This window comes from Dendronalium phyllosphericum CENA369 (assembly GCF_016056275.1).
Classification (GTDB): Bacteria; Cyanobacteriota; Cyanobacteriia; order Cyanobacteriales; family Nostocaceae; genus Dendronalium; species Dendronalium phyllosphericum.
This window is the reverse complement of sequence record NZ_JAECZA010000236.1, coordinates 23,705-49,880: the sequence shown is the minus strand read 5'-3', so window position 1 is coordinate 49,880 and position 26,176 is coordinate 23,705. Positions and strand designations below refer to the sequence as shown.

Genomic DNA, 26,176 nt, shown 5'->3' with positions numbered 1-26,176 from the left:
GACAGGTCCCCAGTCCCCAGTCCCCAGTCCCCAGTACGTTAAAACTTCGATGTCGTCTAAATTTTGGATAACAACTTGAGGTTGTCCCATCACTGTGGGAAAATACATTCTCAGACTGGTATGACGCTCAAGCAGATAAGCCAAACTAGAATGCAGAGCATCAATATTGAGGTTACCGTCTAGTTGTAAAGCCATCGGCATATTGTAAGTAGCTGATGAACCTTGGAGTTGGGCTAATAGCCAGAGGCGCTGTTGAGCAAAGGAAAGGGGCTTCGGGGCATCATCTGGTAAGGTGGGAATTTCCTCTGCTATTACAGCTTTGGTGGCAGAATTTAAGAATGCTAATATATCTGCTTTGTTAGTTTGAATTTCCTGCTTAAGTTCGGCAGTAAGAGCATTTTTGCTAGTACGAATTCGTAACTTATCATCTTCAGCCCAAATTCGGCAGCCCATGTTCTGCAAACGAAGCATTAAAGAAACTACTTGCTGATTTTTTCTCATAATATTAGTCGGATACAATCAAAAATTAGCGAAAATTTCTGCGGGAGTGTTTCTTTGTGCAGGAAAATTTTCGAGTTTCAAGACAATGGTAAATTTTAATCTTCCACTATAAAGATTGCTAAATTCTCAATTCTGACTCCTGAATTCTTCTTCAACTCAGTTCTGGTTTCTGGGACGCTTCCAATTCCACATCTTGATAAAGGTCGGTGAAAGTAGCTGTTAAGTTAATGCTTTGGAGTTCAAAGGTTTGATTATCGGGTGTATATGTTTGTAGTACCCATAATCCTTGTTCGTTACGGCGAAAGGTTTCTACTCGGTGGTGTCTGCTGTTAACTAAAACGTATTCTTCTAGACTGTCGAGGTTTTGATAGTCGTTGAATTTGTCACCTCTGTCAAAGGCTTCGGTGGACTTGGATAGGACTTCGATAATAAGTTTAGGAAAACGTTTATAAGTGGAAGTTTCTTGATCTCTAGGGTCGCAGGTAACGATGAGATCGGGGTAATAAAAGCGGTTAATTTTTTCAATCCTAGCTTTAATATCGGCAAAGTAAACTCGACATTCCGATCCTCGGAAGTGATTACGAATCAATAAAGCGAGGTTGAGAGCAATGGTATTATGGATGTCATTTGTTCCTGCCATTGCGTAAATTTGACCATCAATATATTCATGTTTGATGTCGCTTTCTTCTTCTAGCTGCAAGTATGTTTCGGGAGTGATAAAAACGGAATCGGATAGGGCAATCATGGGTTAAGTTTCTGGTTAAAAGAGAAATTTTACTTGAGGACTTATTTTCTATTGTGGTAGTTTAAAGTTCAATTTCCTCTTCGTCTGAGTTGAGAGGCTGCATTCTTTCGTCGGTGGAATTAACCCAAATCCAGGTATCAAGATAATTCGCTAATTCACTGAGAGTCGGGAATTCAAATATTTTCCCTAGAGGGAATTCTACTTTGAATTTATCACGGATGCGAGTGATGAGTTGGGTTGCTAATAAAGAATGTCCCCCCAAGTTAAAGAAGCGATCGCCCGCCGCGATCGCTTTTCAAAGTGTCCCATCATGCGTTCGAGGAGATAATCAAAACTGGCACGCCAAGCCTCTATATTCAACTTGGCATCAAGTTGCCGCGATCGCACAAATTATTTAAAAACCCCATCTTTCCATAACCCCAATACTTCGTTTGCTGTAAAATAACGTTCTTGTTCAGTAGCCAGAGATTTGATTACAGAGCGCATTTTCTCGTACTCCTCTCTGGGTTGGGGATTGTGCAGTCGTTTTTCAAACAAATATTGGAAGTTACTAGCTCCACTCCATTTGCCGAAAATCACATCTATACTGCTGTGAGCAAAAACATCGTAGCTTTTGGGATCGGACAACAAAGAATTGACGTGAACGCCGGTTTCATGGCGTTGAGCAGCTTGAGAGTAGGGAGGAGCGGGACGAACTCCCAATTTTTCAATGTAATCAGTTACAGGGGCGATCGCATCATAATTGATCCCTTCGACTTCAATCCCGAAGCGAATTCGCAACCCATTTAACACCTGCTCGATGGCAACATTTCCGGCTCGCTCTCCAAGACCACCAAATGTACCCGATACGAAAGTAGCTCCAGCCATCAGAGATTGGAAGGTATTTTCCAAAGCCATACCCATATCATTGTGATAATGTACGCCCAATGCTACTCCTGAAGTGGATTGAAGCAGGTCATTAATCCAGATGTAGCTCTTTTCTGGAGTGAGAATTCCTACCGTATCGCAGAGAAAAAAGTTTTCAATATAAGGGCTAAAGGAGCGGATACATTGCACTAAAAAGTCAAAATCGGCTCTTGAGGTATCCTCGCCTGCAAAGTCTACGGTGAGTCCCGCAACCTTTGTGGCATAGTGCAAATTTTCGACAATTACATCGATAGCATCTTGGCGAATTCTATTAATTACTTTGGCTGGGATGTCATCATCAATGGTTTTTCCTTGAAACTCTTTCATTAAACGGATTTGAGGGTCTCGCAGAAACAGCATTCGATCGGAAAGAGCGTAGATAAGGACAATACGCTTAATACCGCAGTCTTTTACTTGATCGATAAACTGCTTTTTCATCAAGGTAGCCGCAAAAATTAGATTATCGAATCCTTTTAATATTAATGTCTTAGCTAATTCAGTTTCTTGCTCACAGATAAAGGGCATAATGTCAATTCCATGAACCCCCGTTTGAGCAATTAAGTGGGCAAGTTGATGTTTAGTTGGATAAGAGAAGAAAAGACCCGCTTGTTGTTCTCCATCGCGCAGAGTATCATCATAAATCTTGATAGGAAGGGTTTCCATTTTATACATTCCTTTGTAATTTTTAATTTGTCATTTTTTGTGGGGAATTGGGAATAGAGAATGGGGAATAATAGGTTATTATTGATTCCTCCCCTGCTCCTCGATCTCCTTCATCCCACTCCGAGATCGCTAGCAACTCACGTTAATGCTTGCGTCAGAATTCAATTTCCTCTTCGTCTGAGTTTAAAGGCTGTATATCTGCGTTGACGGTATTAACCCAAATGCAGCTATCTATATAATTTGCCAATTTACTGAGGGTAGGAAACTCAAATACTTGACGCAGTGGTAGTTCGACTTTGAATGTGTCGCGGATGCGGTAGCACAGTTGGGTGGCTAATAAAGAATGTCCTCCCAAGTTGAAAAAGTTATCATGGCGAGCAATGGCTTCATGTTTCAGCAACTTTGCCCATAGTTGAGCCAGCAATTTTTCTGTCTCTGTTACAGGTAATTCAATGTCTGTGGCTGCAACTGCTCTATCTGGTGCTGGTAAAGCGAGACGGTCTACTTTGCCATTTGGTGTCAGTGGCAGTTTTTCTAATACAGTAAAATGACTAGGAATCATATATTCAGGGAGATTCTTAGCTAGAAAATCTCGCCATTCAGCTAACCAAGCTGGATCGACTCGATCGCTGCGATATTGTAACGGTTGATTTGCATAATTTTGCCATTTTTGAATTGGGAAATTATGATTTTGATTAAATCGTGGCAGTGTCAGATCGCTAGAAATATTCCTTTGAAAAACAACATCGTAAACAGCAAATCCCGAAGCATTATATTGTATAAAAGGCGTATAAGATAAATCTTGTACTAAAGTTCTAAATGCTTCAGGTTCTACCCCTAATTGGACTAGGGCAACTTCTGTTTTTAAATCTAAAACAGTACCATCTAATCGAGCGATTACTTCTAACAGCGCCATTTCTGTAGTGAGACGCGCATTAGGAATATTCTTGACACCTAGCAAATCCGGTTGCTGAGTTGTTAAAATTTTCTCGATTGTTTCCAGATTCAATTGCTCAGTCTGCCAATCTAACCATTGAGGTTTCGCAACAGGAATATCTGTTCGATCCAAATGTAAAACAACGTTATAACGAAAACGGCTCATTTCTGTGCGAGCATAACCCCGTTGCAATTGAATTTGTATGTGACTAATGCGAGGAATTCGTTGTTTGAGGGCGATAAAGAAATCAGGGTCAATCAGTAATTCACTTTCGTTGTGGATGCTTTTTTGAATCTGTTGACGCAACTCTGCGATTGATAACTCATCGGGGGCGCGATAAAACTCAACTGCGGTGTGGAAAGCTTCTAGTATACGGAGATTTCGCACATCCCCAATAAAGATTGCTCCTTGAGTTGTCACAGCTTTGACAGCCCCCTCTAACACTGACAAAAAGTAATCCACAGAAGGGAAATACTGGATGACAGAATTTATAATTACCAAGTCATAAGCATTTGTTTCAATGCCGTCAAACTGGTCAGCTGCACTGGCTTTTAAAGTAACTTTCTCCTTGAGAGACTGCTGTTTGAGGTATTGTTCAATATAATGCAATGCTTCAGGTGAAAAATCTGTACCCAGATAATGCTGAGAATGGGGGGCAATTTTAAACAATAACATTCCTGTCCCACAACCGATTTCCCAGACTCGTTTCGGTTTTAATTCCAAGATTTGGGCAACTGTTGTATCTCGCCATTCCTGCATCGCCGCTTGGGGAATGGGTTCTTGTGTATAGCTATCATTCCAACCCGCTAGATTGAGAGTTGGGTCATAGATTGGGGTTTGTTGCTGAGAGTAGCTATCATTGAAAACTTGCTGCCACTGTTCCACCTGTTCGGCTTGCAGACTTTTATCTTCAAGGTCGTTATCTGTTGATGTGGGTACGATATAAGCTAGTAAGCGTTGAGCGATCGCATCTTCTCCTTCTATAATCGCAACTGCTTGCTGAATTTTCGGGTGTTTGGCTAATAAGGCTTCAATTTCACCCAATTCGATGCGAAAACCACGTAGTTTTACTTGGTTATCAATCCGTCCCAGGTATTCTAAGTTACTATCGGGCAACCATCTGGCTAAATCTCCGGTTTTGTAGACTCGTTCTCGTTTACCAAATAAGTCGAGTTCGATAAATTTTTCTGCTGTAAGTTCAGGACGGTTGAGATAGCCACGAGCTAAACCAGCACCCGCAATACAAAGTTCGCCAGGAATGCCAACAGGCAGAGGTTGGTTTTGATTGTCTAAGATATAGATACGTGCATTGGCAATTGGTTGTCCTATCAATAAATCGCCAACTAAATCTATTTTTTTGGTTGCTTCATAGACACAACACCCGACAACCGCTTCTGTCGGCCCGTATTCGTTGATTATACGGGTATCTGGAGCATGAGTTAGCCAAGGTCTTATCTGGTTAGCGTGTAATGCCTCACCGCCTAAAACAAAGGCATTAACCCGATTCGGCATGACATCAGCATCGAGTTGCTGATTGAGTATTTCCAAATGAGATGGTGTGATTTTGGCTAGGGAAAGATGATGGTTTTGTTTGAGGATGTTTGCTAGGGCTTCAATCTCTTGCTTTTCTTTTACCAATATGGTGGTACGTCCACAAATTAGAGGTAAGTATAGGGAGGTAATGGTTGCATCAAAGCTCAGAGAAGACTGTACGGGCGTTCCTTGTCCTTGCGTCACTGCATAGAAGTCTTTCGCCCAGTGTAAATAGTTACTCAAACCACGATGCAGCAGTTGTACACCCTTGGGTTGCCCAGTAGAACCTGATGTGTAAATCACATAAGCTAAATCATCGGGTTGACTTTGGCAACTTGGGTTTTCTGTAGATTGGTTGGCAAAGTTATCCTCATTCAAACATATTACCTGATATTGACGATTGCCTTCTTCGATCGCCAATTTGTCTTTGATTTGACTATGGGTAAGTAAAACCCTTGCCCCACAGTCTTCGAGCATAAAATGAATCCGCTGTTGTGGGTAGTTGGGGTCAATCGGTACATAAGCCCCACCTGCTTTGAGGATACCAAATAAGCCAATGACCATAAAAAGCGATCGCTCTACACAAATCGCTATCAATGGGTTATCAGGCAATTGCTGTTCTGTTTTGAGTTGCAACAGATAATTTGCCAGCTGATTTGCTTCATGGTTGAGTTCTTGATAACTCAGACTTTGACCTTCAAACACCACGGCAATATTATCGGGGGTTTGTGCTGCTTGCTGTTCAAACAAACTAACCAGTGTCCGGTCTTGAGGATAATCGATATCAGTTTGATTCCAGGTTCGCAGTTGTTGGATTTCTGCTGTTGTCATCAAAGGCAGCTTACTGATGGGCTGTTGGGGATTCTCGGCGATCGCTTCGAGTAAGACTTCAAAGTGTCCTGCCATACGCCTAATCGTTTCAGCATCAAATAAATCGATGGCGTATTCCCACATACAATGCAGTCGATCGCCCCTTTCGCAAAGATCCAGTGTCAAATCAAACTTGGCAAATGGATAACTTTGCTCTAACCATTGAATATCAAGTCCTGGTAAATTAACATTCTTTCCCGCCCCTTCGGTGTTTTGCAACACGAGCATCACTTGAAATAAGGGATTATGGCTGAGACTGCGTTCTGGTTGCAGTTGTTCTACCAAGTACTCAAAGGGAATATCTTGATGAGCATAAGCATCTAAGCAAGTTTGGCGGGTTTGTTGCAGTAACTCATTAAATCCTTGCTCTGGCTTGATTTTGCTCCGCAATACTAAAGTATTGACAAAAAAGCCAATTAACCCTTCTGTATATCTATGGGTGCGGTTAGCGATCGCAGTACCGACACATAAATCTTCTTGACGGCTGTAACGCGATAGTAAGATACTAAAAGCCGCTAACAGGGTCATAAACAAACTCACCCCGTGTTGTTGACTGACGATTTTGAGTTTGTGAGTCAATTCTTTGCTCAAACAATATTCTTCACGCTCACCTTGATAACTTTGTTGCGCTGGACGGGGGCGATCGGTAGGCAAATCTAACAATTGGGGAGCATCGCCTAGTTGTTGTTTCCAGTAATTTTCCTGAGTTTCTAAAATCTCTCCTTGTAACCAACTGCGCTGCCAGGCTGCATAATCGCTATATTGAATCGGTAACGGTGACAAGTTTGGAGCAGATCCCACAGCAAAAGCAGCATAAGCCTGTTGCCATTCGCGCTTAAATACGCCCATTGACCAGCCATCACTGATAATGTGGTGCATATTCAAAAGCAGGATATTTTTCTGTTGGCTTAATTGCAGCAGTTTTGCTTTGAACAGAGGGCCGCTATTTAAATCGAAGGGTTCTTGAGCGTGGGTATCTGATAACCGTTGTATGGTTTGTGCTTGTGTTTGGGGATCTAATTCCTGTAAGTTGGCAATTTCCAGCACTTCTATATCTTCGACATTTTTAACTACTACTTGCGGTTCTCCCTCCAGTGCAGGAAAGTAGGTGCGTAAAATGGTGTGGCGTTCGAGGAGATACTTAAAACTCGCACGCAACGCCTCTATATTCAACTTGCCGTCAAGTTGGAATGCGATCGGCATATTGTAAGTAGCCGAGATTCCTGTACTTTCAAGCTGGGCTAAAAACCAGAGTCTTGATTGGGCAAAAGATAGAGTTAATGGTTCATTTTCTGGCTGGGGTGCGATCGCAGGCAAAGCGACACTCGCAGCAGCTTTGTCAATTTCCCCCGCCAACTCAGACAAAACACCCTGCTCAAATATCTTGCGGACGGATAATTCTACTTGGAAACTATCACGAATTCGGGCAACTAATTGAGTTGCTAACAGGGAATGTCCACCCAATTCAAAGAAGTTGTCAGAGCGACCAACAGATTTAGCTTTTAATAAATCTTGCCATAAACCAGCCAATATTTCTTCTGTAGGAGTGACTGGTATTTCAAAGTTAGTGGAAGCGCCTATATTTGGTGCTGGTAATGCTTTGCGATCTAGCTTGCCGTTGGGAGTAAGGGGCAATCGATCCAATGCTATAATCTGGCTAGGAACCATATAATTCGGCAGACGATTTTTTAGGTATTCCTTAACTTCCGGCTCTAAATTTATTGATTTTTTTTCTGCTGTAATATAAGCTATTAACCTGGGATTATTATCAGTTTCATATAAAATAACAACAGCTTCTTGAACTAATAAATGTTGCAATAATAGTGATTCAATTTCACCAAGTTCAATTCTAAATCCGCGTAATTTAACTTGCTCGTCAATGCGCCCCAGGTATTCCAGGTTGCCATCATCTCCCCATCTTGCTAAGTCGCCAGTTTTGTAAATTCGCTCAACTTTACCAAATAACTCAACTTCAATAAATTTTTGAGCGGTTAATTCCGGACGATTAATATAACCCCGTGCTAAACCAACCCCAGCAATACACAATTCTCCTGGTATACCTGGCGGTAATGGTTGATTATGAGCATCTAATATATAGATACGAATATTCGGCAAAGGTTTACCAATTGATGGCTTTTTCCCATCAGGTTGACAAAGAGAAATTGCTGCACCAACTGTTGCTTCTGTTGGCCCATAGCCATTAAAGAAACGTCTTGTTATTGCCCATTGTGTTACTAATTCGGCTGGACAAGCTTCACCACCAACAACTATGGTTTGCAAATCGCTCAAACTCGCTCTTGGTAATACTGATAAGACCGAAGGCGGTATAATGATATGTGAAATATTGTGATGAGTTAAGAAGTCAACTAAGACTTGAGTTGGTAACAAAGTTTCTTTTTGAGCCAAATATAAACAAGCACCTACAGCTAAAGTTTGAGCAATTTCACCAATAGAAATATCAAAACTAAAAGAAGCAAGCTGAAGGAAACGGCTTTCGGGTTGAACTCCAAAAGTATTAGCTGATGCTAAAGCCAAATTAGTCAATCCCCGATGCTCAATCATTACTCCTTTCGGTCGTCCTGTCGAACCAGAAGTATAGATGACATAAGCTAAATTATCAGGTGTACTTTGGAAGCTGGGATTATCTGTTAACACCTCTGCAAAATCTGTCCGATCTAAATAGATGAGTTGACAGGAATGTTGGAGTTGAGTTAGAGGTAATTTCTGTGTAAGGAAACTTTGGGTTAACAATACCGAAGTTCCACTATCTTTTAAAATCCATTGAATCCGCTCTTGAGGATAATCGGGGTCAATTGGTACATAAGCACCACCCGCTTTGAGAATACCAAGAACACCAATAATCATTTCCAGGGAACGTTCCACACAAATACCAATTAAAGTATCTGCTTGAATTTGATGATTTTGAATTAAATAATGAGCTAGTTGGTTCGCTTTTTGATTTAGTTGTTGATAAGTTAAGCTTTGGCATTCAAACACCAAAGCAATATTATGAGGATTTTTTTCAACTTGTTGTTCAAACAAGTCAACTAAAGTTTTATCTTGAGGATATTCAGTTTGAGTTTGATTCCAGCGTTGTAGTTGCAGCAGTTCGGCCGCTGTCATCAACGGTAGAGTATTTATCGATTGTCCAGGGTTATCAACAATCGCCTGAAGTAAAACTGCAAAATGTTCCACCATCCGTTTGATAGTTTCAGCCTCAAACAAATCGGTTGCATATTCCCACTCTCCTGTTAAACCTTGAGGCGTTTCCCGGAAAATCAGCGATAAATCAAACAGCGTTGTGGTGTTTTCCCACTCAAAACGGGAAAGAGTTAAGCCAGGAATTTCTATCTCTGGAGTTCCACTTTGCAAGCCAAAAGCGACTTGAAATAGAGGATGATGGGAAAGCGATCGCTCTAACCCCAATTCATCAACCAATTTCTCAAAAGGTAAATCTTGACGATCGTAAGCATCCAGAGTTACTTGCTTTACCCGTTGCAGTAATTTTAAGAAACTTGGATTTCCTTGCAAGTTGGTACGCAAAGCCAAAGTATTGACAAAAAAGCCAATTAATGGTTCTACTTCACGACGGTTACGATTGGCGATCGCAGAACCAACAACAATATCCTCTTGTCCACTGTAACGCGACAATAACAGCGTAAATGCTGCAAGCATTGTCATAAACAGAGTAGTTCCTGACTCCTGACTCAAACGCTTCAACTGCTGCGTTAAATCTGCATTGAGTTTCAAAAACTCACTCCGCCCCTTGAAGCTTTGTACTGATGGGCGTGGTTTATCTGTCGGTAATTCTATTAGTGGCGGTACATCTGCTAATTGTTTTTGCCAGTAATTGAGTTGTGTTTGCAGTACCTCTCCCTGTAACCATTGTCTTTGCCAATAGGCGAAATCGGCATATTGTAGCGATAATTCAGGTAGAGGAGACGATTCACCATTACAGAAAGCGGTGTAAACAGCGAACAATTCCCGGCGGAAGATATCCATCGACCAGCCATCGCAGACAATATGATGAATAACCAGGAACAGCAGATGGGATTTTTCAGCCAGTTGTAATAGCTTGACTCGCAGTAAAGGTGGATTTGATAAGTCAAAAGGCTGTTGTAACTCCTCTATGGCTAACTGCTGCGCTTTGCTTAACTGCTTTTCTTGTGTCACTTGTCGCCAGTCTAGTACTTGGATTGTCAGTTGGGGATGAGGGTGAATTACCTGTATTAGTTCGCCATCGACAACTGCAAAACTAGTACGTAAGACTTCATGACGTTGAATAATTTCTCTGATAGCTTTTTCTAAAGCACTGACATTCAGAACTCCGCTAATTTGCCAGAAAAACGGCACATTATAGACACAATTTTCGCCTTCTAATTGGTCGAGAAACCACAGTCTTTGTTGAGCGAAGGAGAGGGGAAGAGATTGTTCTCTCGGTATGGGTGTCAGGATTGGAGTTTTCCTGTGATTATCTTGTCGAGATTGCTGTTGTTTTTGTAGTTTTTGTAAAATTAATTCTCGTTTTTCTGGTGAAAGAGTTTCAAGACGTTTTAGTAGATCGCTCATAATATTATTCCTGAAAATTTAGATTAAAAATCACCTGACGAGAATAATCAGATAGTCAAAGATAGGTTTTTAAAACTACTACGTTGGTAAACTTGCTGAATGACCTCAGCTAAACTTTTCATAGCGGTTTCGATTTGGCGATCGCTTGCTGTCAGACTAATACGAATACATTGATATTTGTGTGACCAATCTTCTTGTAAACCTGGAAAGAAAAACCTTCCAGCCACAACAATTACACCCACTTGCTTAAGCTCTTGGTATAAATCTAAGTCACTGATAGGTAAATTATTCAACCACAACCAAGCAAACATTGCTCCTTCGCCCCAATGTAGAAACCAAGGTAAATCTTTGGGCATTTCTTGGTCAAGTTTGGCTTCGAGGAGTGAAATTTTATTTTTGTAAAAGGGTCTGATAACTTCTTTTGATATACATTCAATAGTACCAGAATTAATAGCGCGAGCAGCGATCGCTTGTCCATAATGAGACGGGTGTAGACATAAATTCGCCTGGAAAGATTGTAAAACTTGAATGATTTTAGAGTCTCCAATGGCAATACCAATCCGCTCTCCTGGCAAACCAACTTTAGAGAAACTCATGCAATGTACAATATTTTCACCAAACATGAGCGTCATATCTTTAAAATTGATTGCTGGAAAGGGAGGGCCATAGGCAGAATCTACGAACACGGGGATATTGTAAGGTTGAGCGAGGGTCGCAATTTTTTTGATTTCATCGTCAGATAAAATATTACCTGTGGGATTACAGGGACGAGACAAGAGGATACAGCCTGTATTTTCTGTAATTATTAAATTGTTGAAATCAGGGTGATACTTGAATCTGTGAGCTTTGGTATCAATATCTAAAGCTGGTTTATATGAGATTAAAGTTTCTGGTGCTAAACAAATTCCGCCGTAACCTGTGTACTCAGGACTCATTGGTAAGACAATTTGCTTTAAATCTCCGTTGCTTGTGTAGCCACCGAAAGCATTAGCAGCATAGAAATAAAGCATTTGACTACCAGGAGTAATCAAGATATTACTTTCGTTTAAAGAAAGTCCATAGCGACGATTAAAATCGTTGGCGATCGCTTCTATTAATGGAATATAACCCTGACTTGAACCATAACGACAAACTACTTCACCATACTCAGAGCTAGCTAAAAGTTCTGCGGTACAGTCACGCCACATCTGCTCAACTTTTGGCAAAAGCACTGGATTTCCAGCACTTAAGTTAATAAAATCTTGCTTTTGTTTGGCTTGTAATGTTTCAATAATGTCTTTTGATATGGCCTTAATACCGGTCAGGCTCGACATTTGCACACCAATTTTAGATAAGTTAGGTATCATAATAGTTATTGTATAAATTGTATTTATCAAAACAGTAATTGCTGCGTTATCTCTTCCTCTGATAACTATTCATAATATTTTTGTTGAAAATTAGCTTTTTTTAATCGATGTAATTTACACCCCTGGTTTAAAAAAGTAGCTGCGTCGAGTTTTGAACATGTCATTATCAAATGAATACACATCAGCGAAACGCTCACTAATTTGGGAGCCATTTTTATGTATACCAATAAACTGTCCCCAGCAAGCACCATGATTCTTGTCAATCACAATATGTTCAAGGTGATGTTGGCCAGAGGCAATAATTCTCTCATACTGATAAAACTTGAGGAGTTTATCAAGTCCAATAAAAGGTTGATAACCTGGACGTTCATAGATAATATTTTTGTCAAAGCACTTCGCTAGTAAATTCCAATCAGATGAATCAACAGCACAAAATAAAGTAACAATTAATTCCTTTTTGGTAGCAATATTTGATAAAGCAATAGCTTTTGACATCTTTTTAGCTCCTAGAATTTTGTACTTAGTACCATCAAATGGCTAAATCTAATTATCAAAATAGTAATTGTTGTGTCACTTCTTCCTCTGATAGCCTATCAACTTCGCTTAAAATCTGTGCTAGTGTATCGTTTTCTGCTTGCTCAACTTTTTGAGCGATTACTTTTTGGGCGAGTTCTACAATGGTGGGATTTTCAAACAAATAACGCAGAGGAAAATCTAGACAAAAGGCTTCTCGCAATCGAGAAATGACTTGAGTAGCTAGTAAAGAATGTCCTCCTAATTCCAAAAAATTATCGTAAATTCCCACTTGTTTTAATTTAAGAACTTCAATCCAAATAGTGGCTAATTCTTGTTCAATTGATGTGCGAGGAGCAACAAAATCAACCCCTATATCTCTTTGATAAGTATCAGGAGCAGGCAAAGCGCGGCGATTGATTTTGCCATTATGAGTGAGAGGGAATTTATCAAGAAATATGAAAGCGGCAGGAATCATATAATCTGGTAGCTTTGCCTTGAGTAAGCTTCGTAAAATGCTAGGAGTTGGTGAATTATTCGTTGCTACCAAATAGGCTACTAATAATTTATTTCTTGGTTCATCTTCCCGCGCCATAACTACAACTTGCTTGATGTCAGGGTGTTGAACTAAAATCGCCTCAATTTCTGCTAATTCGATGCGAAAACCACGAATTTTTGCTTGTGTATCAATTCGACCGATGAATTCTAAATTTCCATCAGGTAGACGGCAGACTAAATCTCCTGTTTGGTAAAGGATATCTCCTTCAATAAAAGGATTAAAAATAAATTTTTCACTCGTTAATTTTGGTTGATTTAAATAACCTCTAGCAACACTTGCACCACCTACATAAAGTTCACCAGTAACACCAATTGGCACTCTGTTTAAATTCTCATTTAGTATGTAAACTGTGCGATCGCCAATGGGTTTACCAATGGGAACGGAGTTGACATTTTCCGCAAGTTGTTGAGGAATCTGATAACAACAGGTAAATACTGTACATTCCGATGGGCCGTAACCATTGATTATTTGCGTTTCTGGCAATATTTCCCCAGCACGACGAACACAATCTATAGAAAGAGATTCTCCCCCAATCAGCAGTTGTTTAACACCTAACAATCCTGAAGATTTTGTGTCAATTATCAAATTGAATAAGGTGGAAGTAAGCCACAGGGTATTAACTTTTTGCTCTTGAATAATCTGGCTTAAACCTTCAGGTGTAGGAATTTTTTCTGGATAAAGTACACAACGTCCACCATAAAGCAAAGGGGGCCAAAGTTCTAAGGTGAGTCCATCCCAAGAAATAGATGAATGTTGTAGCCAAATCTGGTTTTGATCTAGGTGAATATAATCCACCCCAAACATAAAACCTATAAAGCTACGATGAGGAACCTCTGTTCCTTTTGGTATTCCTGTTGAGCCGGATGTGTAAGTGATATAAGCTAAATTGTCTGGATTAACTTCACTAGTTAAATTATCTTGTCTGTGTTGGGTAATAATTTCCCAAGCTGAGTCAAGATTCACCACAGTTTGATTATTAATTGGTAGTTTATTTTGTAAATGAGTTTGTGTTAATAATATAGGTGCTTGTACATCTTCCAACATGAACGCCAACCTTTCGGCAGGATAAGCTGGATCTAGAGGAACGTAAGCCCCTCCCGCTTTGATAATAGCGAGTATTCCGATTACCATTTCTAAGGAACGCTCAACACAAATTCCTACCCGAATTTCTGGTTTAACGCCTAGCGATTTTAAATAATGAGCTAATTGATTGGCACGGTTATTTAATTCCCGATAAGTTAAATGTTGTTGTTGATATACAACCGCTATGGCATCGGGACTTTTTTCTACTTGTTCTTCAAATAAAATATGAATACATTTATAATTGAATGAATTCTTTGGTTGATGATTTTCTAGTAAAATTAATTCTTTTTCTTCATCTGCACTAAGTAAAGATAATTGAGAAATATATTGTTGTAAATTATCTCCCATCCCTACTAGTAATGTTTGGAAATGCCCAATCATGCGAGTAATTGTTTGTTCATCAAAGCAGCTAGTATCATAAACAATCCTGCCAGCTAATTGCGAACCAGGATTAATTACTACTGTGATAGGATAATTCGTGCGCTCAAAACAACTAATATGACTAATTTCTAAAGTTTTGTTATTTTCTGGTTTAACAGAATCCAAAGGATAATTTTCAAATATTAAAATACTTTCAAAAAGTTGCAATCCGGTCGGTATCTCACTTAATTTTTGAATTTCTGCAAGAGAAGAATAAGCATATTGTTGTTGTTCTAATACTTGGGTTTGTAATTGCTGAAGCCAGGGGAATAATTCTGTCTTGGCTGTAACTTTTGCCCGGATGGGGAGAGTATTAATTAATAGTCCCACCATTGACTCTACTTGCTCAAGCTGTGGTGGACGACCAGATACAGTTGCGCCAAAGACTACATCGCTTTCCCCACTGTAACGAGAAATTAATATAGCCCATGCTCCCTGCACCAAATTATTCAAAGTTAAATGGTGCTGTCGCGCAGTAGATTGCAATTTTTCAGTTACCGTTTGAGATAATTGAAAACGTTGCTCATGATATGTTTGGTTCCCTCTGTTCCCTCCCAATAAAGTCGGAGTTTCAAACCCCTGAAGAGTTTTTTGCCAAAAGTCCTTTGCTTGCTCAATATTTTGTTGCTGTAACCATTCAATATATTCTCGATAGGGGCGAACTCCTCGGAGGGGTAAATTTTCGCCTCGCTGATTTGCTTCATAAAAAGCCAAAACTTCTTTGAGGACAATCTGCATTGACCAGCCATCAAAGAGAATATGATGATGACTCCAAATAAATTGGTATTTATGCTCTGTTAGCTGAATGATGGTAAAGCGCATTAGAGGTGCTTGAGCCAAATCAAATTTCTTTTGGCGATCGCTTGACAAAAACTCCTCTAAATGTTTTTGTTGTTCATGAGGCGTTAAATGTCGCCAGTCCATTTGCACCCAAGGAAGATCCACTTGCTTACTCACCATTTGCAAGGGTTTTTCTATCTCCTCCCAATAAAAAGAACTGCGTAAAACTGAGTGTCGCGCCACGACCTGTTCCCAAGCTTTTTGGAAAGCAGAAAAATTCAATTCCCCAGAGAGAATGCAAAGTAACTGCTCAAAATAAACTTCCGATTCTGGTGCATAAAGAGTATGAAACAACATCCCTTGTTGCATCGGTGAAAGTTCATAAAGGTCTTCGATATTCTGCATAATTACCTATGAATTGGGGACTGGTGACTAGGGACTGGGGAGTGGGGGGAGATGAGGGAGATGAGGGAGCAGAGGAAAATAACTTTTGACTATGGACTAATGACTACTTTTTGTTGAGTTTGGCTAGGAATTTATCAAGCTGTTTTTGATTGAGTTTTGCTGCTGAAAAATCAGATGGGGTATAGCTTTGAGAATCTTTTGATTGACAGTGAGCAATTAGGTTTTTTAGTGCTTCTATAAATCCTGAAGCTAACCGTTCAATGGTGTCTTGCTTGTGAATTTTCTCGCTATAAGCCCAAGTCATTTCGAGTTTTCCTCCACGAATAAAGCCGCTTATTCCGAACAGGTGGCTGCGTTGATTAAGTAAGCTTTGTTCGGATTTGAATTCTTTAGCCAAACCTAAAACTTCAGATGCTTTCAGCACTCGATCGAATTGTCCCAGGTAATTAAAACTAACTTGTGCTGTGGGTAGAGAGTGTAATTTTTCCCGAATTGTGCTGTTTTGGTGCAAATATCGCAATACACCATAACCAATTCCTCGGTTAGGAATGCGCCGCAGTTGTTCTTTGATTGACTTTAAAGCTTCTCCGGGATGCTCAATTTCTCCTAACTGTAAGCCAACGGGGAACAACGTAGTAAACCAACCGACAGTACGGGACAAGTCTACATCGTCAAATAAGTCTTCTCTTCCATGTCCTTCCAAATCAATTAATAAAGAACTTTCGCCTGTCCACTGAGTAAAGCTTTGTACTAGGGCAGTTAATAACACATCATTAATTTGAGTGTTGTAAGCAGAGGGTACATCTTGTAAAAGGGCGCGTGTCTGTTCTTCGTTTAAAGCAAGTGTCACAGACGCAGTTGAGGCTACAGTGTTGTTTTCTTTTCCAGAAGGATAGTCTACAGGTAAGTCTCTAACTTGAAGGCTAGATTGACTCAGCCAGTAATCCAACTGTTTGACGGCTTGTGTTTGGGCATATTCTGTTAAGCGATCGCTCCAATATTGCCAAGAGGTTGTTTTCGCTGGTAATTTAATAGCGTCGCCCCGACTAATTTGTTGGTAAGCAGTAGCTAAGTCTTCCAGCAAAATCCGCCAAGAAACGCCATCGACTGCTAAGTGATGGATGATGAAGAGTAAACAACTTGGTTGATTCTTGCCTAATTGAAATAATGCGACTCGTGCGATCGCTCCTGTAGCCAAATCCAAACTAGCCTGGAGTTCAACATCTTTAGTGGCGATCGCTTTTTGCTGTTCTGCTGGCGAAAGGTGCGATAAATCAAAGACGCTCAATGGTACAGATTGCTGTGTCGCGGCGTTAATTTGCTCCCAGTTTTCCCCTTCCTGCACAAACCGCAGACGCAAAGCATCATGATGCGCTAACAATTGCTGAATTATTTGCTGCAATAGTTCAGGTTGCAAATCTGACGGCACTTCTAGCAGTGCAGACTGGTTAAAGTAATGCTGTTCGGATAATTTCTGCTCGAAGAACCAATGTTGAATCGGTGTCAACGCTACAGCACCAGTTACTAAGCCTTGTTCGGCGTTGATTTGGCGAGTGATACCTGCTACAGTCGCTAACTCAGCAATGGTTTGATACTTAAATAGCTGTTTTGCAGCAATTTGAATACCTGCTTGGTTAGCTTTGGAAATTAACTGAATGCTGAGAATGGAATCTCCACCCAGTTCAAAGAAGTTATCGTGGATGCCAACATTTTCGATTCTTAAAACTTCCGACCAAATCGCCACTAATTTCTCTTCTATCAGCGTGCGAGGTGCAATAAATTTATCTTCTGCACTGCGAGAAAAATCGGGTATAGGTAGAGCGCGGTAGTCTACCTTTTGGTTGGAAGTCATCGGTATGCTTTCCAGCACCACGAACGCAGCCGGAACCATGTAATGAGGTAGCTTCTGCTTGAGGAAATCGCGTAATTCATTAGTGGTTGGTTGCGGTTTTTGAGTTACAACGTAAGCCACAAGCCGCTTTTGTCCGGGGGTGTCTTCATGAGCAATGACAACAGCTTGCAATACTTGTGGGTGTTGTCTCAATACCGCTTCAATTTCGCCCAATTCAATGCGGAAACCGCGAATCTTCACCTGATTGTCAACTCGTCCGAGATATTCTAGACAGCCATCGACACGAAACCTTACTAAATCCCCAGTTTTGTAAAGTTTACTGCCTTCTGCCTCCTGCCTCTGGTCGGTGAGCGAAGCTGAACCGCTCCCTCCTACCTTCTCAATAAATTTTTCGTTTGTTAACTCAGGACGTTGCCAATATCCTCTAGCTAATCCTGTTCCACCAATATGCAGTTCTCCCGGAACCCCTATCGGTACAGGTTGGTGATATCGATCTAAAACATACACCTGAGCATTGCTAATGGGTCGTCCAATACTAACAGAGGTGGCTTCTGGGGTTAAGCGTTCTAATGTGGTGATAACCGTTGCCTCTGTCGGCCCGTAAGTATTGAATAATTGCGGTACTGGGGAAAGATGAGCAACACTACTGTGCCAATGCTGCACTTTTTCTACTTGAACTGCTTCACCACCAATAATTACAGTTCTCAAACCTTCAAAAATGCGAGAATCTTGAGGCTTAAGTTCTGTTACTAACTGATGCCAGTATGCTGTCGGCAAATCCAAAACAGTTAACTGCCATTTTTGGCAATACCGCCAAAAATCCTCGCTGGAGTTGAGTATTTCTTCAGTGCGTAAAACTAAGGTTGCACCGACGCACAAACAAGGAAAGATTTCTTCTATTGATGTATCAAAGCAAATAGATGCAAATTGCAGAACTTTATCGCTGGCTTTGATGCCATATTCATTAATGGCAGTGATGACAAAATTCATCAATGAGCGATGTTCGATTGTTACACCCTTGGGTTTACCTGTAGAACCAGAGGTGTAGATAATGTAAGCCAGGTTATTTAGTTGAACTTCGCTAATTGGGTTGGCTGTACTTTGTGGCGCGATTAATTTCCAATCGGTATCTAAACAAATTGTTTTTCCGGTATAACCTAGCAATTTTTCTTGGAATTTATCTTGCGTCAGCAAAAAGCCGAGTTGCGTATCTGTGATAATTTCCGCGATTCGCTCTTGGGGATAAGCAGGGTCAAGGGGAACGTAAGCACCACCAGCTTTGAGAATGCCGAGTAAGCCAGCGATCGCGTCTAGGGAACGCTCAACGCAGATACCAACTAGGGTTTCTGGCTTGACTCCCAAACTTTGTAGATAGTGGGCGATTTTGTTGGCGCGATCGCTCAATTCACGGTAAGTTAATTTTTTACCATCCTGCTCTACAGCTACAGCATCCGGCGTTAACTCTACCTGAGCCTCAAACAACTTATGGATACATTCATTAGTGGAATACTCTTTGTGAGTCTGATTCCACTCCATCAATAATTGCTGCTGAGACTGGGTTAGCAGTGGTAGAACGGAAATTTGCTGCTCTGGGTTAACAACAATCTTTTCTAGTAAATTTTGATACTGCTCTACCATTTGCTGGATTGTGGCAGCGTCGAATAAATCGGTGTTATATTCCCAAATCGCTGTAATTCCTTTCCCTTCGCCATATTGCGGAATTAAAACGACATCTAAATCAAACTTTGTTGATTTGTTGCTGAGGGCTACATTTGTTGCGATCTTCAAACCTGGGAGAGTTAAGTCAGGCCGGGGAGAATCATGGAAGCTAAACATCACTTGAAATAGGGGATTATAACTTAAGTTCCGGATTGGCTTGAGAACTTCCACGACCTTATCGAAGGGTAAATCTTCATTAGCAAAGGCTTCTAGCGTGACTTGGCGGACTCGCTCTAATAACTCCCTAAACGTAGGATCGCTAGACAAATCGGTGCGTAATACCAAATTATTGACAATCATGCCAATTAATTGTTCTGTCTCGCGCATCCGCCGATTAGCAACAGCTGTACCCACACACAGATCGTCTTGTGCGGTGTAACGGCGTAATATTATTAAAAAAGCCGCCAGCGTGGTCATGAATAAAGTAGTTCGCTCTTGACGGCTGAGAACTCTCAAAGATTCGCACAAAGTAATAGGCAACTCTACCCTAATTTGAGTGCCATTGTAAGTTTGTTCTACTGGTCGGGGGCGATCGTAGGGTAATTCCAACAGAGGCGGACTGCCAGATAATTTTTGCTGCCAAAAAGCTAACTGAGCTTGGGCTTCCTCGCTTTTCACCCACTCTCGCTGCCAATGGGCATAGTCGGCAAATTGGAGTGTTAATTCTGGTAATGGCGAAGGATTATTTAAACAAAAGGCTTGATAAAGTGCGAGAAACTCATTCAAAAATACATTGTTGAAAGACCAACCATCATGAACCATGTGATGTTCGATGTGGATTAACAGATGTTCTTGGTCGCTCAACTTCAACAATAACCACCTAACTAACGGCAGTTTATCTAAGTAAAAAGGCTTCTGCACCTCTGCGTCAAATAAACGCTGAATTTCTGCTTCTTGCTCGGACTCAGGAACAGTCTGGACATCTACCACTTTTAAGTTGACTGGCCAGGCTGGATGGATTACTTGAAATAAGCGTCCATCTGCGGCGGGAAAAGTCGTGCGGAAGATTTCATGTCGTCGGACAATCTCACTAAGACATTGTTCTAATGCTGCAATATTAAGTTGCCCGGTGAATCGCAGAGTTACCTGAGCTTGATAGGCGCTACCTTCCGGTGCTACTTCTTGAATGAAATGCACTCGCTCTTGAGCGAAGGAAGCTGGTAAGTATTCTGAGCGTGGAACTGGTTGGATTGCAGGACGTTGTAATTGCTGCTGGAGGTGGTTGGGCTGTTCAATCAGCGCAGCTAAACCCGCTATGGTGGGGTTGGCGAAGATGTGGTGAAAGAATAACTCGACTTGAAAACTATCGCGGATGCGGGAAAGCATTTGCGCTGCGATTAAGGAATGACCGCCCAAATTGAAAAAATTGTCATTGATTCCTATCGGCTCAATTCCCAGTAACTCAGCCCAGATGCTTGCTAGTTTTTCTTCAATTGGGTTACGCGGTGCGATAAAGGTTTCTTCGAGGTCGGGGCGGGTGCGATCGCCCTTTGGTAGATTTTGCCGATCTACTTTACCATTTGGAGTCAGGGGTAAAGAATCTAAAATCACAAATACCCCAGGAACCATATATTTAGGCAGCTTTTCTTCCAGAAAGCGTTTAAGGGTAGCGATAATTGCTTCTGGTTTTTGATTCAGGACTATATAAGCAACAAGCCGTTTGTCACCAGGAATGTCTTCACGGGCAATTACAGCTACTTGTTTGACATCTGGGTGTTGAATTAAAAGCTTCTCGATTTCATCCAGTTCAATGCGGAAGCCGCGAATCTTTACTTGATTATCAACTCGTCCTAGAAATTCAATATTCCCGTCTGGTAAATAACGCGCCAAATCTCCAGTTTTATATAATTTTGAATTTTGAATTTTGAATTTTGAATTGATAAACGGATTGGGGATAAATCTTTCTTTAGTTAACTCTGGACGGTTCAAATAGCCTCTGGCCAAGCCGTCGCCACCAATATATAATTCGCCAGGAGTCCCAATAGGAACGGGTTGCAAATGGCTATCGAGGATATAAACTTGGGTATTAGCGATCGCTCTACCAATGGTTGCTTGAGTATCCCTAGCATGACATTCTGCAACTGTGGCACAAACTGTTGATTCCGTTGGCCCGTAAGCATTAAAAAAACGCCGCCCTTGTGACCATTGAGCTATCAGCTTAGGATTACAAGCTTCTCCAGCAACGATGAGAGTTTGTAAGTTTGGCAATTCCTCTACTGGTAAAGCTGCTAGTGCTGTGGGTGGTAGTGTGACGTGAGCGATTGAATGCTCCCGCAAAAATTTTATTAAATCTGCTCCTGGGCGCAAGGAATCTTGAGTTCCCATGTAAAGACTAGCTCCAGAACCCAAAGCCATGACAATTTCCCAAACGGAAGCATCAAAGCTGAAAGAAGCAAACTGAAGAACACGGCTTTGTGGCTTTACATCAAACAATTTCACTTGTGCTTGGGCAAGATTGCATACACCTTGATGTTGAATCAGCACGCCTTTGGGCGTTCCTGTTGACCCCGATGTATAAATCACATAAGCGAGATTTTCCGCCGTCATATCGCTAGAGGGATTTTCTTGACTTTTGCTGTTAATTGATTCCCAATTACTATCCAAACAAACTGTCTTCACCCCGCTTGCAGAAAATTCATCAACAAACTTCTGCTGAGTTAACAGCACTTGCACTTGTGAATCTGACAACATGAACGATAAACGTTCTTTGGGATAGGTTGGATCTAATGGAAGATACGCGCCACCCGCCTTGAGAATTCCCAATAACCCAGCGATCGCATCTAGGGAACGCTCAACACAAATCCCTACTAGAACTTCTTTCCCTACACCCAGAGATTGTAGATAATGAGCTACTTTGTTGGCTCGGCGATTCAACTCTTGATAAGTAAGTTTCTGTTCATCGAAGACAACAGCAATATTGTCTGGAGTTTTTTCCACTTGTGCTGCAAATAATTCATGTATGCACAAATGTTTAGGATAATCTACCTTTGTATCATTCCATTCCATCAATATTTTGTGTCGTTCCTGCTCGGTTAAAGCAGACAAATTCTGAATATCATGAGTAGAGTCGATCGCCATTTCTTTCATATAAATTAGTAGCTTTATTTTTAATCAAGAGAGTGGCTAATTTTGCCTTTGACAGCTGAGATCGCCACCGTTCTTGGAGAGGCTAAATAGTTTTTGCCTGTAGGATCGCCACTGCGTCCTTTAAAATTACGATTAGTTGCATAAATCCCGGTTTCTTCTTTGTCCAAAACTCCAATTCCAGAATTGATACAAGCTCCGCAACCTGTCTTGAGAATTTGTGCGCCGGCTTGGGCAAAAATATCGAGATAGCCTAACTTTTGGGCTTGTTCTCGGATTTCCATGCTTGCCGGGACTATAAACAATTTCACGCCGTCTGCCAGTTGCCGACCTTGCAAAACTTCAGCAGCCTGAGCTAAATCGTAGAGTTTGCCGCCTGTACAAGAACCAATAAAAGCTTTGGTAATGGGAACTTCTTCTAACTCGCTAATCGCTACTACTCGATCTGGTTTTGGCGGACGGGCAACTTGCGGTTCTAGATTACTCAGGTCAAATTGATACACCTTTTCGTATTCAGCATCAGAATCGGCAATAATTTCTGTAAATTCCTGTGCAGAGCGACTTTTCACATAATTTCGCGTAGTGTCGTCAGGCACAATCAAGCCACAGATAGCACCACACTCAACGGCCATATTGGCTAGCGTCAAGCGTTCATCAAAAGGCAGTTGTGCGAGAATTGACCCGCGAAACTCCATCACTTTACTGGTAGCGCCAGCACAGCCGATTTGCCCCAGAATAAACAAGATAATATCTTTGGCACTGATATAGGGAGGTAGGGTTCCAGACAACTCGAATACTATTGTTGGTGGAACGCGAATCCACATATCTCCCATCGCATAGATATTCGCCATATCTGTAGTTCCGACCCCTGTGGAAAAGGCTCCTAATGCCCCGTAGGTACAGGTATGGGAATCTGTACCAGCAATTATCATTCCTGGTCGGACAAATCCTTTTTCTGGCAGTAATACGTGACAGATGCCTGCTGCTTCGCCTGGGGAGACCATATCAAACAAATGACAGCCTTGGTCTTTGGCAAACTCAACCATCTGTTCATACATAAGATTGGCTTTCTGGTCAGCACGGATATCATTGACTTGGATAAAATGATCCGCTACCAAAACCACCCGTTGAGCATCCCACAGCTTGGCATCTTCGCCATAGTGTTTATAAAATGTCTTGGCTACAGGTGCAGCCACGGCATCATGAGATAGAGCTAAATCGACCTGGGCAAAAACTACTTCTCCTGGACGGACGTAGGTATTACCGGAGGCTTGAGCTAAGAGTTTTTCGACTAAAGTCATGGGTCGTTTGGGAGTTACGCTCTTAGGAATGCTGATTTTTCCCTGACGACGCATTTGATTAAAGGTTATCAGTCCACCTGCTTGGGCGATCGCATATACTACAGGATTCTGTTGTTTTTCTCCCAAAATTTCTAGGGGCAGTCCAATGTTGATGCTATTGCGATAAAAAATTTCTGCAAAGGATTTCGCCTGAATCTTTTCAATTCCTGCGGCTTTCAGGGCAACAGGAGCAATTTCTCGACTCGAACCACAGCCAAAATTTTCTCCAGCTGCGATCGCATTATATTTCAGTAACTCCCCGACTCCAATCAGATGTTCTAAAGCGTATTGTTTTAAATAGTCAGGATCGTCTGTTGTTCCTCGATTAGCAGGAATAATATCATCGGTATTGATATCATCTCCTAAGTGTAAAACTCTATTTAAATGACTCATATAACACCCCCAATTCCGAATGTTGCTTGCTGTCAAGTTCTTCTAGTAAAAGGTCAATTAATTGTTCAGTATTGACCAAAATTTCTGCTCCTTGTGGAGACAAATCAGCTGTCCGATATCCTTTAGCTAAAACTCGCTCTTGCGCTGCCATAATTCTTTGGGCAGCCCTTACTTCTCCCCACTGCTGGAGCATTAAAACACAAGCTTCCAGAGTTCCCAAAGGATTAGCAATTCCTTTGCCCGCGATATCTGGGGCTGTACCGTGAACTGCTTCGTATAGTCCAAATCCATCAGCATTCAGACTCGCCGATCCTAATAAGCCAAGCGAACCAACTAACGCTCCACCAATATCGCTAAGAATATCCCCAAACATATTGCCTGCCAAAATGACATCAAATCTCTGAGGATTTAGAACCATTTGCATAGCTAAGTTATCTACTAGCATTGGTTCGACAACAACATCTGGAAACTGTTTAGCTTCTTCTTGCACTAAACGAGTCCAAGGCAAATGAGGTAAGGCATTTTCTTTGTGAGCTACAGTCAGCAATCTCCGGCGCTGTTGAGCTTTGTGCAAGGCTTGACGAGCTATCCGCCGAATCTCTTCATCGTAATAGAGCATGGTATGGTAGCCATAAGCGCCCTTTTCATCACCGGATCTTCCCGCAGGGCCAAAATAAATGCCACTGACTAGTTCTCGAACGATGAGTATATCGAGTCCTTGAATTTTTTCTGGTCGGAGGCTAGATTTATGCACCAAACTGTTCGCAAGCCGAATTGGACGCAAATTGCAAAAAAAGTCGTAGTGCTTTCGCAGTTCTAACAGTCCACCCTGAGTAACCGCACCGAATACAATTCCATTAGCACCATTGCATAGCTCAATTGTGGCTTGAGGAAAGTAACTGCCAAATTTTTCTAAGGCTGTTGAACCAAGCCAACCATAGTCTACTTGCAAGCTAAATCCTTCAAGTTTTACAACAAGTTGCAAAACTTTTAAAGAAGCTTTTACAACTTCTGGGCCAATTCCTTCCCCAGCAATAGCAACAATGCGATAAGACAGATTATTTAAGGACTTCATTTTTTCGTGCTTGTTAATTGGATTCATACATCCTAAAATTCTTAAGGACAAACTCCTTCCATTAATAAAGAATAAAAATATAATTTATATTTAAATTTATATATCTATATTGACCATAAAAATTTAGTAATTAAAAACGATGCACTTATTTTGGTCGCCCAAAATACAGAGTTTGAATACTGATAAAAGACCGATTTTCAAGATACATATATAATATAAGATTTAATATTAGCATTATTTTTATTTAAATAGATTTGCTTAGACTAGATTACGGGCATTCCTCTTTACGCTTATATTTATATCATTTACTATGATAGGATTTCTTGTTCAATTATTTATTATAAATAATATTATGTATTCCTTTAATTAATACAAAATTATTCTTTTAATAACTGACTTTATTAATATTAAACTGCTGATACTAATTGTGAAGCTGCATACAATTGTAAGAGCCTGGAATGATGACCAAGCAAAGTTTTTATTTTTTATTTTATGCAACTTCATATAAAGTTGGTTTAGAACTTTAATTAAACATAATCTCAGATTTACCAAGAAAATACAATAGCAGTTAAGACAGTTAAGAAGACAGTTAAGACAGTTAAGAAGACAGTTAAGATATTTAAGACAGTTAAGATAGTTAAGATAGTTAAAACCATAAAAAGGTATTTAATTAATTGGCTAATTTTTGATCGGCCAGCATTAAAATCCCTAAATTGAGTCTTTATCTGTTTAACAAATGTATTGAAAACCGCCGCATCATCTTACGCAACTCAACAGCCTCCTCATCGGGCGTATAAACGACCCACCCGACATCGCCAGTACAATTCGCTCGCTGCCGTCGCGCCAACTCAAACAAGCACTGAATCGTTTGTAGCAGTATTCT

11 protein-coding genes and 2 pseudogenes are annotated in these 26,176 nt (G+C 40.9%); 1 reads left to right on the top strand and 12 read right to left on the bottom strand.

The window, feature by feature from the left end; all coding sequences use genetic code 11:
* The 3 genes and pseudogenes from I8752_RS27675 to I8752_RS27665 form a co-directional block, all read right to left on the bottom strand.
* Nucleotides 1-501: condensation domain-containing protein (locus I8752_RS27675; protein ID WP_225895952.1), on the bottom strand; the 501-nt coding region annotated here is incomplete at its 3' end.
* 151 nt (nucleotides 502-652) lie between these two features.
* Entirely contained in the window at nucleotides 653-1,246 is a 594-nt protein-coding gene (locus I8752_RS27670) for a Uma2 family endonuclease (protein ID WP_214435429.1), read from the bottom strand.
* Between the two features lie 61 nt (nucleotides 1,247-1,307).
* Nucleotides 1,308-1,526 (bottom strand): annotated as a pseudogene (locus I8752_RS27665) (phosphopantetheine-binding protein); the annotation flags it as partial.
* On the opposite strand from I8752_RS27665, the gene I8752_RS27660 reads away from it, so the two are divergent.
* Nucleotides 1,450-1,644 (top strand): hypothetical protein, encoded by a 195-nt coding sequence (locus I8752_RS27660; RefSeq protein ID WP_214435428.1) that lies wholly within the window; start codon nucleotides 1,450-1,452, stop codon nucleotides 1,642-1,644. The pseudogene I8752_RS27665 and the gene I8752_RS27660 overlap by 77 nt on opposite strands.
* On the opposite strand, the gene I8752_RS27655 is transcribed toward I8752_RS27660, so the two are convergent.
* From I8752_RS27655 to I8752_RS27620, 9 genes and pseudogenes are all read right to left on the bottom strand, one after another.
* Nucleotides 1,637-2,815 (bottom strand): 2-isopropylmalate synthase, encoded by a 1,179-nt coding sequence (locus tag I8752_RS27655; protein WP_214435427.1) that lies wholly within the window; start codon nucleotides 2,813-2,815, stop codon nucleotides 1,637-1,639. The genes I8752_RS27660 and I8752_RS27655 overlap by 8 nt on opposite strands.
* Before the next feature lie 154 nt (nucleotides 2,816-2,969).
* The gene (locus I8752_RS27650) at nucleotides 2,970-10,724 is read right to left on the bottom strand and encodes a non-ribosomal peptide synthetase (protein ID WP_214435426.1); all 7,755 of its coding nucleotides are present in this window, start codon (nucleotides 10,722-10,724) and stop codon (nucleotides 2,970-2,972) included.
* Between the two features lie 47 nt (nucleotides 10,725-10,771).
* Nucleotides 10,772-12,070 (bottom strand): valine--pyruvate transaminase, encoded by a 1,299-nt coding sequence (locus I8752_RS27645; RefSeq protein WP_214435425.1) that lies wholly within the window; start codon nucleotides 12,068-12,070, stop codon nucleotides 10,772-10,774.
* Between the two features lie 114 nt (nucleotides 12,071-12,184).
* Nucleotides 12,185-12,565: a nuclear transport factor 2 family protein gene (locus I8752_RS27640; protein ID WP_214435424.1), complete on the bottom strand. Its 381-nt coding sequence runs from the start codon at nucleotides 12,563-12,565 to the stop codon at nucleotides 12,185-12,187.
* 55 nt (nucleotides 12,566-12,620) lie between these two features.
* Nucleotides 12,621-15,830, bottom strand: coding sequence for a non-ribosomal peptide synthetase (locus I8752_RS27635; RefSeq protein WP_214435423.1), 3,210 nt, complete (start codon nucleotides 15,828-15,830; stop codon nucleotides 12,621-12,623).
* A gap of 103 nt (nucleotides 15,831-15,933) precedes the next feature.
* The gene (locus I8752_RS27630; protein WP_214435422.1) at nucleotides 15,934-22,488 is read right to left on the bottom strand and encodes a non-ribosomal peptide synthetase; all 6,555 of its coding nucleotides are present in this window, start codon (nucleotides 22,486-22,488) and stop codon (nucleotides 15,934-15,936) included.
* 20 nt (nucleotides 22,489-22,508) lie between these two features.
* Nucleotides 22,509-23,786 (bottom strand): 3-isopropylmalate dehydratase large subunit, encoded by a 1,278-nt coding sequence (locus I8752_RS27625; protein WP_263986365.1) that lies wholly within the window; start codon nucleotides 23,784-23,786, stop codon nucleotides 22,509-22,511.
* Between the two features lie 132 nt (nucleotides 23,787-23,918).
* Nucleotides 23,919-24,062: pseudogene (locus I8752_RS38200) on the bottom strand (3-isopropylmalate dehydratase); the annotation flags it as partial.
* A gap of 139 nt (nucleotides 24,063-24,201) precedes the next feature.
* Entirely contained in the window at nucleotides 24,202-25,293 is a 1,092-nt protein-coding gene (locus tag I8752_RS27620) for an isocitrate/isopropylmalate dehydrogenase family protein (protein WP_214435432.1), read from the bottom strand.
* Nucleotides 25,294-26,176: the final 883 nt, after the last annotated feature.

Excerpts from the sequence above, each read along its gene's own strand:
- I8752_RS27640 (WP_214435424.1), bottom strand. The coding sequence starts at position 12,565 with ATGTCAAAAGCTATTGCTTTATCAAATATTGCTACCAAAAAGGAATTA.
- I8752_RS27670 (WP_214435429.1), bottom strand. The coding sequence starts at position 1,246 with ATGATTGCCCTATCCGATTCCGTTTTTATCACTCCCGAAACATACTTG.
- I8752_RS27630 (WP_214435422.1), bottom strand. The coding sequence starts at position 22,488 with ATGAAAGAAATGGCGATCGACTCTACTCATGATATTCAGAATTTGTCT.
- I8752_RS27635 (WP_214435423.1), bottom strand. The coding sequence starts at position 15,830 with ATGCAGAATATCGAAGACCTTTATGAACTTTCACCGATGCAACAAGGG.
- I8752_RS27655 (WP_214435427.1), bottom strand. The coding sequence starts at position 2,815 with ATGGAAACCCTTCCTATCAAGATTTATGATGATACTCTGCGCGATGGA.
- I8752_RS27645 (WP_214435425.1), bottom strand. The coding sequence starts at position 12,070 with ATGATACCTAACTTATCTAAAATTGGTGTGCAAATGTCGAGCCTGACC.
- I8752_RS27650 (WP_214435426.1), bottom strand. The coding sequence starts at position 10,724 with ATGAGCGATCTACTAAAACGTCTTGAAACTCTTTCACCAGAAAAACGA.
- I8752_RS27620 (WP_214435432.1), bottom strand. The coding sequence starts at position 25,293 with ATGAAGTCCTTAAATAATCTGTCTTATCGCATTGTTGCTATTGCTGGG.
- I8752_RS27625 (WP_263986365.1), bottom strand. The coding sequence starts at position 23,786 with ATGACTTTAGTCGAAAAACTCTTAGCTCAAGCCTCCGGTAATACCTAC.